Here is a 14,118-nt window from a genome sequence, read left to right as displayed (position 1 = left end):
GGGGTCGGGTACGCACCGGACACGCGTGTCGCGCGTGGCGTGTCGCACTTGCCTCAAGATCGGGATGTCGGCTCGGCGACCCCGCGGGCATTCATCGCGGTCAGCATAGTCGACCGCGTGTTCGACCCCGTTCCGGGGCATTTCGCGCACGGTGACCACGTCGATGCGGTAAGTGTTATCAGAGGGTCGTCGACATGGGGAGAACCGGGGTATGAATCAGGACACCGCCGCGCGCCTGGCGGCGTTTCAGCGCAATGTCGCACAGGCGGAAAACGACGTCGACCGCTTCACGCTGATGCAGCAGGAGATCGTCGCGATCGAAACGACGGAGACGTCGCGGGACGGCGGGGTCACCGTGGTCGCCGGCCCGGCCGGCGCGGTCCGGTCGATCACCATCAGCCCGTCCGCGATGGGCATGTCCGCGCAGGCCCTGTCCCGGCTCGTCACCACCACGTTCCAGCAGGCCGTGGCCAAGGCCGCCCGGCAGCAGGCCGAGATCGTGCAGCGCTACGCCGGTGACCGCACCGACATCGCCGCCCGGGTGAACAAGGTGCAGGAAGAGCTGGCCAACCCGCCGCAGCCGCCGGCCGACGCCTGGCACGACGCCCCGCCACACCCCGAGCCCCAGGTCCAGCCCCCAGTCCAGCCGCAACACGCCGCGCCGGCGCCGCGGCCGGCCGCGCCGGCCCGGCCCCCGCGGTCCGATGACGACGAGGAGTTCCGCTTCGGCTCGGAGGACTCGTTCTGATGGGCGAGGGATTCAGCGTCGTCACCGACGAACTGGCCCAATGCGGCAAGCGCGTGTCGTCGATGTCCGGCCAGGCCGAGTCGCTGCACGGAAGGGCCACCGCCGCGCAGGTTCCGTCCCGCTCTTGGGGACTGCTCGGTGAATTGACGACCCACGGCAAGTACGTGGATTTGCAGAACCAGCTCACCGAGCATCTGTCCACGATGACCACCGGGCTGGACAACGCCGGGCAGCGCATTTCCAACACCGCGGATCTGTACCGGGAGACCGACGAGCGGCACAAGAAGGAGATCGAGGACGCCGGCGGCGACCAGGGCAAGAACGGCACCGGCGAGGTCGACCCGGGCAGCTCCGGCGGCCCGCGCCAGGGCACGCCGGTCGACGGCGGCGGCCCGCGCGGCCGCGCCCCCGAGATCCCCGACCTGCACGGCGGCGACAGCCGGGGCCCGGCCAGTGCCGGCGGGCCCGTGGCCGGCGGCCCGGTCGGCACCGGCCCCAAGACCGGCGGGACTCCGTCGTACCCGCCGGTCGAGCACGGCGGCCTGCCGCCGCGGCAGCCCCTGAAGCCGGTCGACCCGAGCCAGTCCAGCCTGCACGGCCAGATCACCGTCGAGGTCGAGGGCGGCGGACCCGTCACGGTCGAGGTGACCGGCGACGCCCAGGAGGCCGTCGAGGTCAAGGGCGACATCCAGCAGGCCGACGGGCACACCGAGCACGTCGACGTGCACGCCCAGACCGACGCCGCCGGCCACGCCAAGGTGGCTCTGAAAGATCCCTCTTACGAGCACATGAGCGGCACGCTGCTCCCGGACACCGCCGAGGAGCAGGCATGACCACGCTGCCCATCCGCCAGACCGCCGTGCTCGACGAGATCTACGGCACCGGCACCGACGTGCACGCCACCGTCACCGAGATCGAGCAGTACTCCTCGGAGGCCGACGACTCCGGCGGCGGCGACCCGCTGAACACCCTGATCAGCAAGGGCCTCGGCTTTGTCATCGACTACATCGAGCCGGTCAAGGAGGCCCTGGAGCTGGTCACCGGCAGCCCGGACGCGCTCAACGCGGCCGCCGACTCCTATTCGCAGCTCTCGGCCGACATCGACCAGCTCGGCCAGCAGCTGCACGACGAGCTGACCACCGGCCTCGCCAACTGGAAGGGTGACGCGTCCGACACGGCCCACCAGGAAATGGCCCAGTTCCTGGACGGCATCCACGGCACCGCCACCCTGGCCGGCTACATCGTGCAGCTGCTCAAGGCCAGCGCGTCGATGATGCAGGCGGCCAAGGACATCATCATCGGCATCCTGGCCGACTTCGTGGAGCAGATGCTGATCACCTGGGCCGTCGGGCTGGCCGGCACGATCTTCACCTTCGGTCTGTCGGACGCGGCCGCCACCGCGGCCACCGTCACCGAGGCCGGCGTCGCCGTCGGCAAGGCCGGGACCGAGGTCACCAAGGTCGGCAAGCTGATCGAAAAGGTCGGCAAGCTGATCGAGAAGATCATGCAGATGATCCGCAAGATCGCGGAGCTGCTGAAGAAGTTCGCCGCGAAGATCCAGTCGATGGGCGGCAAGCTCACCAAGATCGGCGAGGACATGGCCGAGGGCGCCGGCAAGGTGGGCAAGCTCGTCGGCAAGGGCATCGGCAAGGCCGGCGACAAGGTGACCGAGATCGGCTCGAACGTCGGCAAGGTCGGCTCCCGGGTCAACGAGGCCGGCACCACCGTCGGTCGCATCGGCGAGCACGTCGTCGCCCGCGACGGCAAGGGCCTGGTCGACGACGTCGGTCAGCTCTGCGAGGACTGGGACCACATCACCGGCACCGCCAAGAAGGTCTTCGGCAGCAGCGAGAAGGCCGCCGAGGCCGGGTCGTCGGGTGACTCCGACGACGAGGGATTCGACTGGAAGGGCGAGGTCAAGGACGGGGCCAAGGAGCTGTACGGCAAGGTCAAGGACACCATGGAGAACCTGCCCGAGCCCGAACAGTCCAGTCAGGACATCGACGACAAGCTGACCGTGGGCAGCGGCAAGTCCAACTACGAGCGCGAGGCCGCCGAGCACCGCCCGCTCTACTGAGGCTGCCGGAAACCTACATTCGGTGTGCCGCTGAGCGTGACTCGCGAAAGACGGAAGGGCCGGGATGCTCGCGCATCCCGGCCCTTCCGTTTCAGCTAACTACGCACTCAACGGTAGTCGCGACCGAAGTCGTAGTCGTCCAGCGGAACCGCCGCACCCGTGCCGGTGCCGAAGACGTCCGGCGTGTAGTAGCCGTCGTCGTAGGACGGGATCGCGTAGGCCGCGGCCCGCGCCTCCTCCGTCGGCTGCACCTGGATGTTGCGGTAGCGGTTGATGCCCGTGCCAGCCGGGATCAACTTACCGATGATGACGTTCTCCTTCAGGCCGATGAGCTTGTCGCTCTTGCCGTTGATGGCGGCGTCGGTGAGCACCCGGGTGGTCTCCTGGAAGGAGGCCGCCGAGAGCCACGACTCCGTCGCCAGCGAGGCCTTGGTGATACCCATCAGCACCGGACGACCCGAGGCCGGCTCGCCGCCCTCGGCCACCACGCGGCGGTTCGACTGCTCGAACTCGCTGCGCTCGATCGGCGCGCCCGGCAGGAACTCCGTGGCGCCCGAGTCGATGATGATCACGCGGCGGAGCATCTGCCGCACGATCACCTCGATGTGCTTGTCGTGGATGGACACACCCTGCGACCGGTACACCTTCTGCACCTCGTTGACCAGGTGCAGCTGGGCCTCGCGGGGACCCATCACGCGCAGCACCTCGTGCGGGTCCGGGGTGCCCTCCAGCAGCTGCTGGCCGACGGACACGTGGTCGCCGTCCTGCAGCGGGCCGTCCGGGGTGATCGCCAGGCGCTGACGCTTGGACAGCTTGTCGAAGATGATCTCCTCGCTGCCGTCGTCCGGCACCAGGGTGATCTTCCAGAACCGGTCGCCGTCCTCGATCCGCACGCGGCCGTCGACGTCGGCGATCGGTGCCTTGCCCTTGGGCACGCGGGCCTCGAAGAGCTCCTGGACACGCGGCAGACCCTGGGTGATGTCGTCCGCGCCGGTGGCGCCACCCTGGTGGAAGGTACGCATGGTCAGCTGGGTGCCCGGCTCACCGATCGACTGGGCGGCCACGATGCCCACCGCCTCGCCGACGTCCACCAGCTTGCCGGTGGCCATCGAGCGGCCGTAGCAGCTGGCGCACACACCGACGGCCGACTCACAGGTCAGCACCGAGCGGACCTTGACCCGGATGGTGCCCACCCGGATCAGCGTGTCCAGGGCGGGGTCGCCCAGGTCGGCGCCGCGGTTGAGCACCACGTTGCCGTCCGCGTCGGTGATGTCCTCGGCCAGCGAGCGCGCGTACACGCTGGTGCGCGCGTACTCGTGCATCACGACCTTGTCGCCGACCTTCTCGCCGACGGTCATCGTGACGCCGCGGTTGGTGCCGCAGTCGATCTCACGGATGATCACGTCCTGCGAGACGTCCACCAGACGACGGGTCAGGTAACCCGAGTCGGCGGTCTTCAGCGCGGTGTCGGCCAGACCCTTGCGGGCGCCGTGCGTGGCGATGAAGTACTCCAGAACCGACAGGCCCTCGCGGAACGAGTTCTTGATCGGCCGCGGGATGTACTCACCCTTCGGGTTGGTCACCAGACCACGCATGCCGGCCAGCGACCGGACCTGCGTCATGTTGCCGGCCGCGCCGGACTTGACGATGACCCGGATGGAGTTGTCCTCGGGGAACGCGGTCTCCATCAGCTTGGCGACCTCGTCGGTCGCCGACTGCCACACCTTGACCAGCTCGTTGTTGCGCTCGGCGTGGGAGAGCTGACCACGCTGGTAGCGCTTCTCCACGGCCTCGGCCTTGCCCTCGTACTCGTTGAGGATGGCCTTCTTCTCCTCGGGCACGAGCACGTCGGAGATGGCGACCGTGACACCCGAGCGGGTGGCCCAGTAGAAGCCGGCGTCCTTGAGCTTGTCCAGCGTCCGCGCCACGGTGACCATCGGGTACCGCTCGGCGAGGTCGTTGACGATCTCACCCTGCCGCTTCTTCGGCATCTCCTCGTTCATGAACGGGTAGTCCGCCGGCAGCAGCTCGTTGAACAGCACCCGGCCCAGGGTGGTCTCGGCCAGCCACGGCTGGCCGGGCTCCCACTCCTCGGGCTCCTGGCCCCGCGGCGGCACCTGGTCGTTGAGCCGCACCTTGATCGGCGCCTGCAGCCCGATCACCTTGCGGTCGAACGCCATGATCGCCTCGGCCACCGAGGAGAAGGCGCGGCCCGCGCCCTCGGCCTCCGGCTTGATCCGGGTCAGGTGGAACAGACCCGTGACCATGTCCAGACGCGGCATCGCCAGCGGCCGCCCGGAGGCGGGCGAGAGGATGTTGTTGCTGGACAGCATCAGGATCCGGGCCTCGGCCTGGGCCTCGGCCGACAGCGGCAGGTGCACCGCCATCTGGTCGCCGTCGAAGTCGGCGTTGAAGGCCTCACAGACCAGCGGGTGCAGCTGGATGGCCTTGCCCTCGACCAGCTGCGGCTCGAAGGCCTGGATGCCGAGGCGGTGCAGCGTGGGCGCGCGGTTGAGCATCACCGGGTGCTCGGTGATGACCTCTTCCAGCACGTCCCACACGGCCGGCCGGGCCCGCTCCACCATGCGCTTGGCCGACTTGATGTTCTGCGCGTGGTTGAGGTCGACCAGCCGCTTCATCACGAACGGCTTGAACAGCTCCAGGGCCATCGCCTTGGGCAGACCGCACTGGTGCAGCTTGAGCTGCGGGCCGACCACGATGACCGAACGGCCGGAGTAGTCGACGCGCTTGCCGAGCAGGTTCTGGCGGAACCGGCCCTGCTTGCCCTTGAGCAGGTCGGACAGCGACTTGAGCGGGCGGTTGCCCGGGCCGGTGACCGGCCGGCCGCGGCGGCCGTTGTCGAACAGCGCGTCGACGGCCTCCTGCAGCATCCGCTTCTCGTTGTTGACGATGATCTCGGGCGCGCCGAGGTCGATCAGTCGCTTCAACCGGTTGTTGCGGTTGATCACCCGGCGGTACAGGTCGTTCAGGTCGGAGGTGGCGAACCGGCCACCGTCGAGCTGGACCATCGGCCGCAGGTCCGGCGGGATCACCGGGATGCAGTCGAGCACCATGCCCATGGGCGAGTTGCGGGTCTGCTGGAACGCCGCCACGACCTTGAGCCGCTTGAGCGCGCGCAGCTTCTTCTGGCCCTTGCCGCTGCGGATGGTCTCCCGCAGGATGTCGGCCTCGGCGTCGACGTCGAAGTCCTTGGCCAGCTGCTGGATGGACTCGGCGCCCATCGAGCCGGTGAAGTAGTCGCCGTAGCGGTCGATCAGCTCGCGGTAGAGCAGCTCGTCGGCGATCAGCTGCTTGATGTCGAGCTTGGTGAAGGTGCTCCAGATCTCGTCGAGCCGGTCCAGCTCACGCTGGGCCCGGTCGCGGAGCTGGCGCATCTCCCGCTCGCCGCCCTCCTTGACCTTGCGGCGCACGTCGCTCTTGGCGCCCTCGGCCTCGAGCTCGGCCAGGTCGGCCTCGAGCTTCTGGGCCCGGGCCTCGACGTCGGCGTCGCGGCGGTTCTCCACGCGCTTGCGCTCGACCTGCATCTCGCTCTCGAGCGTGGGCAGGTCGTTGTGGCGCAGCTCGGTGTTCACCGCGGTGATCACGTAGGCGGCGAAGTAGATGATCTTCTCGAGGTCCTTGGGGGCCAGGTCGAGCAGGTAGCCCAACCGGCTGGGGACGCCCTTGAAGTACCAGATGTGGGTGACGGGTGCGGCCAGTTCGATGTGGCCCATCCGCTCGCGGCGCACCTCGGCGCGGGTCACCTCGACGCCGCAGCGCTCACAGATGATGCCCTTGAAGCGGACGCGCTTGTACTTGCCGCAGTAGCACTCCCAGTCCCGGGTCGGACCGAAGATCTTCTCGCAGAAGAGTCCGTCCTTCTCGGGCTTGAGGGTGCGGTAGTTGATGGTCTCGGGCTTCTTGACCTCGCCGTAGGACCACTGGCGGATGTCGTCGGCCGTGGCGAGGCCGATGCGGAGCTCATCGAAGAAGTTGACGTCGAGCACGTCGGCTCTTCTCCCCTTCGGGTTGATTTGCTGCCTGGGGTACGTGCGCTGACTGCGGGCTTTCGGGGAGCTCCGCAGTCAGCGCGGCGAGGTCAGTTAGTTGACGACGTCGTCGACGGACGGCGACTCGTTCCGGGAGAGGTTGATGCCGAGGTTGGCGGCCGCCCTCTCCAGGTCCTCGTCGTCGCCGTCGCGCATCTCGATCGCGGCGCCGTCGCTGGAGAGCACCTCCACGTTGAGGCAGAGGGACTGCAGCTCCTTGAGCAGCACCTTGAACGACTCCGGCACCCCGGGCTCGGGGACGTTCTGGCCCTTGACGATGGCCTCGTACACCTTGACGCGGCCCAACTTGTCGTCGGACTTGATGGTGAGCAGCTCCTGCAGGGTGTAGGCGGCGCCGTAGGCCTGCATGGCCCAGCACTCCATCTCACCGAAGCGCTGGCCACCGAACTGCGCCTTACCACCCAGCGGCTGCTGCGTGATCATCGAGTACGGGCCGGTCGACCGGGCGTGGATCTTGTCGTCGACCAGGTGGAGCAGCTTGAGGATGTACATGTAGCCGACCGCGACCGGGAACGGGTACGGCTCGCCGCTGCGACCGTCGAGCAGCGTGGCCTTGCCGTTCTGGCCGACCATGCGCTCGCCGTCGCGGTTCGGGGTCGTCGACCCGAGCAGGCCGATGATCTCGTCCTCGCGGGCGCCGTCGAACACCGGCGTGGCGGTGTTCGTGTTCGGCGGCACGTGGAACAGCTCCTCGGGCAGCTTGGACGCCCAGTCCGGCTCGCCGTCGATGCTCCAGCCCTGCTTGGCGATCCACCCGAGGTGGGTCTCCAGCACCTGGCCGATGTTCATACGGCGGGGCACACCGTGGGTGTTCAGCACGATGTCGACCGGCGTGCCGTCCGGCATGAACGGCATGTCCTCGACCGGCAGGATCTTGCCGATGACGCCCTTGTTGCCGTGGCGGCCGGCGAGCTTGTCGCCGTCCTGGATCCGGCGCTTCTGGGCAACGTAGACGCGGACCAGCTCGTTCACGCCCGGGGGCAGCTCGTCGTCGTCCTCCCGGCTGAACACCCGGATGCCGATGACCTTGCCGGTCTCGCCGTGCGGCACCTTCAGCGAGGTGTCGCGGACCTCGCGGGCCTTCTCACCGAAGATCGCGCGCAGCAGCCGCTCCTCCGGGGTCAGCTCGGTCTCGCCCTTGGGCGTGACCTTGCCGACCAGGATGTCGCCGTCGCGGACCTCGGCGCCGATCCGGATGATGCCGCGCTCGTCGAGGTCGGCCAGGACCTCCTCGGAGACGTTCGGGATGTCCCGGGTGATCTCCTCGGCGCCGAGCTTGGTGTCGCGGGCGTCGATCTCGTGCTCTTCGATGTGGATCGAGGTGAGCACGTCGTCCTGCACCAGGCGCTGGCTCAGGATGATCGCGTCCTCGTAGTTGTGCCCCTCCCACGGCATGATCGCGACGAGCAGGTTCTTGCCCAGCGCCATCTCGCCGTTCTGGGTGCACGGGCCGTCGGCGATGACCTGGCCGTGCTCAACCCGGTCGCCCTCGTTCACGATGGGCTTCTGGTTGATGCAGGTGCCCTGGTTGGACCGGCGGAACTTGTGCATCGCGTAGGTCTGGCGGCTGCCGTCGTCGGCCATCACCGTGATGAAGTCGGCCGACAGCTCCTCGACCACGCCGGACTTCTTGGCGATCACCACGTCGCCCGCGTCCACCGCGGCGCGCAGCTCCATGCCGGTGCCGACCAGCGGGGACTCGCTGCGCAGCAGCGGCACCGCCTGGCGCTGCATGTTGGCGCCCATCAGCGCGCGGTTGGCGTCGTCGTGCTCCAGGAACGGCACCATCGCGGTCGCGACCGACACCATCTGGCGCGGCGAGACGTCCATGTAGTCGACGTCGGACACGTCGGCGAGGTCGGTCTCACCGCCCTTGCGTCGCACCATCACGCGGGGCTCGAGGAAGTTGCCGTCGTCGTCGATCGGCGTGTTGGCCTGCGCCTTGACGTAGCGGTCCTCCTCGTCCGCGGTCAGGTAGTCGATCTGGTCGGTGACCCGGCCGTCGACGACCTTGCGGTACGGGGACTCGATGAAGCCGAACGGGTTGACCCGCGCGAACGAGGACAGCGAGCCGATCAGGCCGATGTTCGGGCCTTCCGGCGTCTCGATCGGGCACATCCGGCCGTAGTGGGACGGGTGCACGTCGCGCACGTCCATGCTGGCGCGCTCACGGGAGATACCGCCCGGGCCGAGCGCGGACAGCCGGCGCTTGTGGGTCAGACCGGCCAGCGGGTTGGTCTGGTCCATGAACTGCGACAGCTGCGAGGTGCCGAAGAACTCCTTGATCGCGGCCACCACCGGCCGGATGTTGATCAGGGTCTGCGGCGTGATCGCCTCGACGTCCTGGGTGGTCATGCGCTCGCGCACGACCCGCTCCATGCGGGACAGGCCGACCCGGATCTGGTTCTGGATCAGCTCGCCGACGGTGCGCAGGCGGCGGTTGCCGAAGTGGTCGATGTCGTCGACCTCGACCGGCACCGTGGTCTCGTTGACCGTCATCTCGGTCTCGCCCGCGTGCAGGCGCACCAGGTACTCGATCGTGGTGACGATGTCGTCCTCGGTCAGCACGCCGGTGGACACCGGGAAGTCCAGGCCCAGCTTCTTGTTGACCTTGTACCGGCCGACCTTGGCCAGGTCGTAGCGCTTCTCCTTGAAGAACAGGTTCTCCAGCAGCGCCTGCGCGCTCTCCTTGGTCGGCGGCTCGCCCGGGCGCAGCTTGCGGTAGATGTCCAGCAGCGCCTCGTCCGGCCCGGCGGTGTGGTCCTTCTCCAGCGTGGCCAGCAGCGTCTCGCTGAAGTGGAACCGCTCGCGGATCTGCTCCGTGGTCCAGCCGAGGGCCTTGAGCAGCACGGTGACCGGCTGGCGGCGCTTGCGGTCGATGCGCACGCCGACGGTGTCGCGCTTGTCGACGTCGAACTCCAGCCAGGCGCCCCGGCTCGGGATGATCTTGACGTTGAAGACGTCCTTGTCGGTCGTCTTGTCGATCGCGGTGTCGTAGTAGACGCCGGGCGAACGCACGAGCTGGGAGACCACCACCCGCTCGGTGCCGTTGATGATGAACGTGCCCTTGTCCGTCATCATCGGGAAGTCACCCATGAACACCGTCTGGCTCTTGATCTCGCCGGTGGTGTGGTTGGTGAACTCCGCGGTGACGAACAGCGGGGCCGCGTACGTCATGTCCTTGTCCTTGCAGTCCTCGACGGAGGCCTTGACCTCGTCGAAGCGCGGGTCGGAGAAGGACAACGACATGGAGCCCGAGAAGTCCTCGATCGGGGAGATCTCGTTGAGGACCTCTTCGAGACCACCGGTCGGCGCCTCGTCACCGGCGTCCACCCGGCGCTGGAACCACGCCTCATTGCCGGTGAGCCACTCGAACGAGTGAGTCTGAAGTTCGAGGAGGTTGGGAGCGGCCAGCGGCTCGCGGATCTTCGCGAACGAGACACGCCGGGGTGCTCCGGGAATTCCGGTGGAGTTGGTCGCAGCAGTGGCCTTGGTCGCGCGGGAGACTGCCAAGATGCGTCCTTCCAGGGACTGATGTACTGGCGGCAGCCGCGTCAGCAGGGACTAACGCGTCTGTCAAGGGTGCGTGGCTCCCCGAATCCCGTGCTCTCGGCGAAGGGCATACGGACAGAGGGCAGCGCAAAGGGGCAGTCTAGCCCGGAGAATGGCGACTGTCGAGGGGTCCCTGGAAGGCCCACGGCGGTGCTCACCGACAGAGTGACCCCGCCCAGCCTCGCAGTCAAGGTGTCACCGGCCGATCACTCCAGTGGCGGACACCAATTCCACCCGCCTGGACGGCGCTGACCAGCGACGACGATCGAGCCGACGGATGATCACACTCGATAGAGGTTGGCACACCCTGGCGAGTCGCCAGACCCACCACCGCCGAAACAGTGTGGCGAACATCACTCCCAAAGGGGGTGGTGAAGATCCGCTGCGGGGGTACCGCGAGCCGGTCGAGCACCTCCCTCAGCGCCCGGTCGTACAGCCGCTCCCCGTACCCGGCCGGGGCGGCCGGGCGCACGTGCAGCACCGCCGCGTAGCCGGCCGCCGCGCCCGCCGCCGGGCCCTCCAGCCAGCCGCGGATCGACGCGTCGCAGTCCTCGCGGCGCAGCGTCAGGCCGACCCGGTAGCGCGCCAGCGCCCGCAGGGCGGCCCCGCTCACCAGCAGCACGCCCGTCGCCACCCGCGTGCGGGCGTGCCGCTCGCGGTCGCACGCCCCCAGCACGGTGTCGAACGCGGTCACCCAGTCCGCCCGGCGGAGCTGGGCCACGGTCGGGCTCCGGCCCGCCGTCGCGGCGCCGGGGCCCGGGTCGGCAAGCACCGGGTCGTCCGGCACCGGGACCGGGCGCAGTCCCGCGGCTGCGAGCCCGGCCGCCAGGATGCGCAGTGCCGCGGTGCGCTCGGTGGGGCGCACGCCGAGCACCGCGATGGTCTTCGTGGGCGAGATGTCGGTCATGGGACAAGCCTGGCGCTGGAAGCCGCCGCTCGACCCCGTATGGATCCCCAATCTTTTCTTGGCTCGCTCCAACCACCGTGAGCTGCGGATTTGTCCCAAAAACGGGTCAGAAGTTCGGGTCGAACGCCGGGTTTCCTTGGCCGGGAGGGCGAATTGTCGGGGTGCGGGGCTAGCTTCGGATCGGAAAGGGGGTGTGTGCGCGGCGGTCCCGGAGAAGGGGAACGTGGATGGTGAGCAAGGCGGAGCGGGACGAGGTGCGGGCGTGCATGCTCGAACTCGGCTGCCCGGTCGAACGGATCGCCACCGAGATGGCCCAGCGCTTCGGCGCCCGGCCCCGGCTGGCCTGGCGGTACGCGCTCGGCTGGACGCAGGTGCAGCTCGCGCACCGGTACAACCGGGCCAATCCCGGCCGGGCGGTCAGCGCCGAGCGGGTCAGCGAGTGCGAGAACTGGCCCGCCTCCCGCGGCCGGCCCAGCCTGCAGTACCTGCTCGGGCTCGCGCGGGCGTACGGCAACGGGTGCAGCGCGCTCAAGCTCGCCGATCTCGCCGACCTGCGGGCCATGCCCGAGCACGAGCGTGAGCTGCTGCTGGCCGGGCCTGCGGGCGCGACGCCGCGGCGGCCTCCGCTGCCGCTCGGTCAGCCCCTGGACGCGCCCAGTCCGGTGAACTCGCCGAGCGTGTCCACCACCGCGCGCAGCCAGCAGGCCCGGTCGTACCGGCGGCGCTGGTCGGCGGGGGCGTCCTCGGGCAGTGGCGCGGACAGCGCCTCGGGCACCCAGGTGGCCAGGTAGGCGATGCGCAGGCTGAGCAACACCCGGGTCCAGGCCCGCAGCCGCTGCGGGTCGTCGGCCAGCCGCACCACGCCGCCCTCGGTCGGCAGGTTGCGCCAGGCGTCGGCCACCGCGGCGCGCAGCCCGCCGATCAGCTCCGGCTCCCACCACAGGCGGACCTCGGCCGGCTCGCTGTCCGGCACGTGCATGCGCAGCACGGCCTGCAGCGGCGGGTGATCGGTCGGCTCGGTGGGCAGCGCGATGCCGAGCACCTCGCCGAGCGGGTAGTCCGTCGTGTACTGGCTCAGCCGCCAGTCGAGCAGCGCGTGGAACTCCGCCAGCCTGCTGCGCAGCCAAGCCACGCGCTCGGGCTCCAGGGTGCCGACCACGACGCCGTCATCCCGATGCCACTTGATCACGGACCCGACCTCCCCAGCCACCCGAACGGTTGATCAATATTTACCAGCTCACCGAGTGTGCGGGTGTGAAAGGGAGGAGTAATGGCGACCCGCCGGCCGTACTCGTGGCATTTGCGAACACGCCACCCGCCCCGTCACCTTGGCGTGAGCTTGCTGATCAGCCATTTTCCACCCGACCGGGTGGCGTCGACCGTGTAGACCAGGCCGACCGAGTTGGACTGGTTGTTGTCCGCGCGTGTCGTGGTCTGGGTCAGGAACACCAGCAGCTCGGCGTTGTCACCCTGCAGCTGCCGGACGCCGATCTTGGCGACCTGGCCGGTCACCACCGCCTTCTGGGCCGGGGCCTGGGACTTCACCTGCTCGAACAGTTTGTTGTAGTCGCCGAGGAAGCCGCCGGTGCTCACCGCCTGGCCGGCCTTCTGGGCCCCGGCCAGGTCGGTGTACTTGTACGAGGACACCGTCTCCATGTCCCGGGTGACCTGGGTGATCACGTCCGTGGTGGCCCCGGTGTCGGTCAGCGCGGTGTTGGCCGCCGACCCGCCGTCGAGCACCAGGCCGGCCTGGCCGCGGAACAGGAAGCCAGCCGCCGTCAGCACCGCGGCGACCAGGATCATCACGATCGGGCCAAGAATGGTCCGGGGCCGCAGCCGGGCCAGCGCCCGGCCGGCCGGGGCCAGCCGCTCGCCGAGCGGCCGACGCCGCTTGGTCGGCTCCTGCTCCGGTTCGGCCTCGGGCTCGGGATCCGGGAACACCTTCGCGAACTCGCGCCGGGTCGGCTCGGCACCGATCACCTCGGGCGCGACGACCTCGGTCTCGACGCCGTCGTCGGCCGCGGCGGGTTCGGTGCCGAGCGGGCGGCTGTCGACCGGGTCGGCCGTCACCGGCAACTGGCCGGACACCCGCTCCTGCTCGGACGGCGGCGTGGTGGGGGCCGGCGGCCGGCGCAGGCCGGCGACCCGGGGCCGGCGGACCGGCTGCTGGGCGTTGGCGTTACGACGGGGAGGTGGCACCTGCTGGTCCTTCCGCGGCCGGCTACTGCGAGCCCAGGACGATGGAGCCGGCCTGGCTGAGCTTCCAGCCCTGGTCGGTCCTGGACAGCTGGATCTGCATGGGCAGCCGGTTGGCCGGCTTGCCGTTGTCGGGCGTGACGTCGACCTCGACGATGGCCACCACCGTGGCGGTGCCGGCGCGGTCGTCCAGCTCGGTCACCGCGGCGTCCAGGACCTTCGCGGTCGAGCTGGATTTCTGGTCGGTCAGCTGCTTCTTCCAGGTGGCCTCACCCTGCTTGATCGCGGTGGCCAGGTCACCCGTCGAGGACTGCACGAGCCGGTCGAACGACGCGTCCGGGTTCTTGTAGTCCAGGGTGTAGAAGTTGATCAGCTCCTGCTTGCCGACCCGCAGCACGTCGTCCCGGGTGCCGGCGAACTGCACCGACTCGTCGCCCGACGCGCCGAGCCAGCCCACCAGCGACACCCCGCAGAAGATCAGCGCCGCGAGCAGCAGCACCGCCGCCACCGCGGACAGCGCGCCCTGCCATCGGCTCGTTCCGGTTGTCTGCTGGTTCGCCATGCCTCT

9 protein-coding genes are annotated in these 14,118 nt (G+C 69.2%); 3 read left to right on the top strand and 6 right to left on the bottom strand.

The features are described 5' to 3' along the window. Positions 1-211: 211 nt before the first annotated feature. Genes JJ691_RS42000 through JJ691_RS41990 form a run of 3 tightly spaced genes read left to right on the top strand, consistent with a single transcriptional unit; the run spans position 212 to position 2,825 of the window. A complete protein-coding gene (locus JJ691_RS42000; RefSeq protein ID WP_211765008.1) occupies positions 212-748 on the top strand; it encodes a YbaB/EbfC family nucleoid-associated protein in 537 nt (178 codons plus the stop codon). Beyond that, entirely contained in the window at positions 748-1,581 is an 834-nt protein-coding gene (locus JJ691_RS41995; RefSeq protein WP_211765007.1) for a WXG100 family type VII secretion target, read from the top strand. Before JJ691_RS42000 ends, JJ691_RS41995 begins: the two co-directional genes overlap by 1 nt. Beyond that, positions 1,578-2,825 (top strand): WXG100 family type VII secretion target, encoded by a 1,248-nt coding sequence (locus tag JJ691_RS41990; protein ID WP_211765006.1) that lies wholly within the window; start codon positions 1,578-1,580, stop codon positions 2,823-2,825. Before JJ691_RS41995 ends, JJ691_RS41990 begins: the two co-directional genes overlap by 4 nt. 107 nt (positions 2,826-2,932) lie before the next feature. On the opposite strand, the gene JJ691_RS41985 is transcribed toward JJ691_RS41990, so the two are convergent. The 6 genes from JJ691_RS41985 to JJ691_RS41960 all read right to left on the bottom strand — a co-directional run bounded on the left by JJ691_RS41985 (position 2,933) and on the right by JJ691_RS41960 (position 14,112). Then, positions 2,933-6,832, bottom strand: a complete 3,900-nt coding sequence (locus JJ691_RS41985) for a DNA-directed RNA polymerase subunit beta' (protein ID WP_211765005.1) — start codon at positions 6,830-6,832, stop codon at positions 2,933-2,935. A 96-nt stretch (positions 6,833-6,928) separates the two neighbouring features. Beyond that, positions 6,929-10,408 (bottom strand): DNA-directed RNA polymerase subunit beta, encoded by a 3,480-nt coding sequence (gene rpoB, locus JJ691_RS41980; RefSeq protein WP_211765004.1) that lies wholly within the window; start codon positions 10,406-10,408, stop codon positions 6,929-6,931. Between the two features lie 226 nt (positions 10,409-10,634). Then, entirely contained in the window at positions 10,635-11,354 is a 720-nt protein-coding gene (locus JJ691_RS41975) for a hypothetical protein (RefSeq protein WP_211765003.1), read from the bottom strand. Positions 11,355-11,991: 637 nt separating this feature from the next. After that, a complete protein-coding gene (locus JJ691_RS41970; protein ID WP_184864429.1) occupies positions 11,992-12,543 on the bottom strand; it encodes a DUF2017 family protein in 552 nt (183 codons plus the stop codon). A gap of 134 nt (positions 12,544-12,677) precedes the next feature. Further along, the gene (locus JJ691_RS41965) at positions 12,678-13,553 is read right to left on the bottom strand and encodes a hypothetical protein (RefSeq protein ID WP_211765002.1); all 876 of its coding nucleotides are present in this window, start codon (positions 13,551-13,553) and stop codon (positions 12,678-12,680) included. Between the two features lie 22 nt (positions 13,554-13,575). After that, entirely contained in the window at positions 13,576-14,112 is a 537-nt protein-coding gene (locus JJ691_RS41960; protein ID WP_211765001.1) for a hypothetical protein, read from the bottom strand. Positions 14,113-14,118 lie beyond the last annotated feature (6 nt).

Source organism: Kutzneria sp. CA-103260 (assembly GCF_018263855.1).
GTDB lineage: Bacteria > Actinomycetota > Actinomycetes > Mycobacteriales > Pseudonocardiaceae > Kutzneria.
The sequence above is the reverse complement of the archived record's forward strand: the minus strand, read 5'-3'. Positions and strand labels throughout refer to the sequence as shown.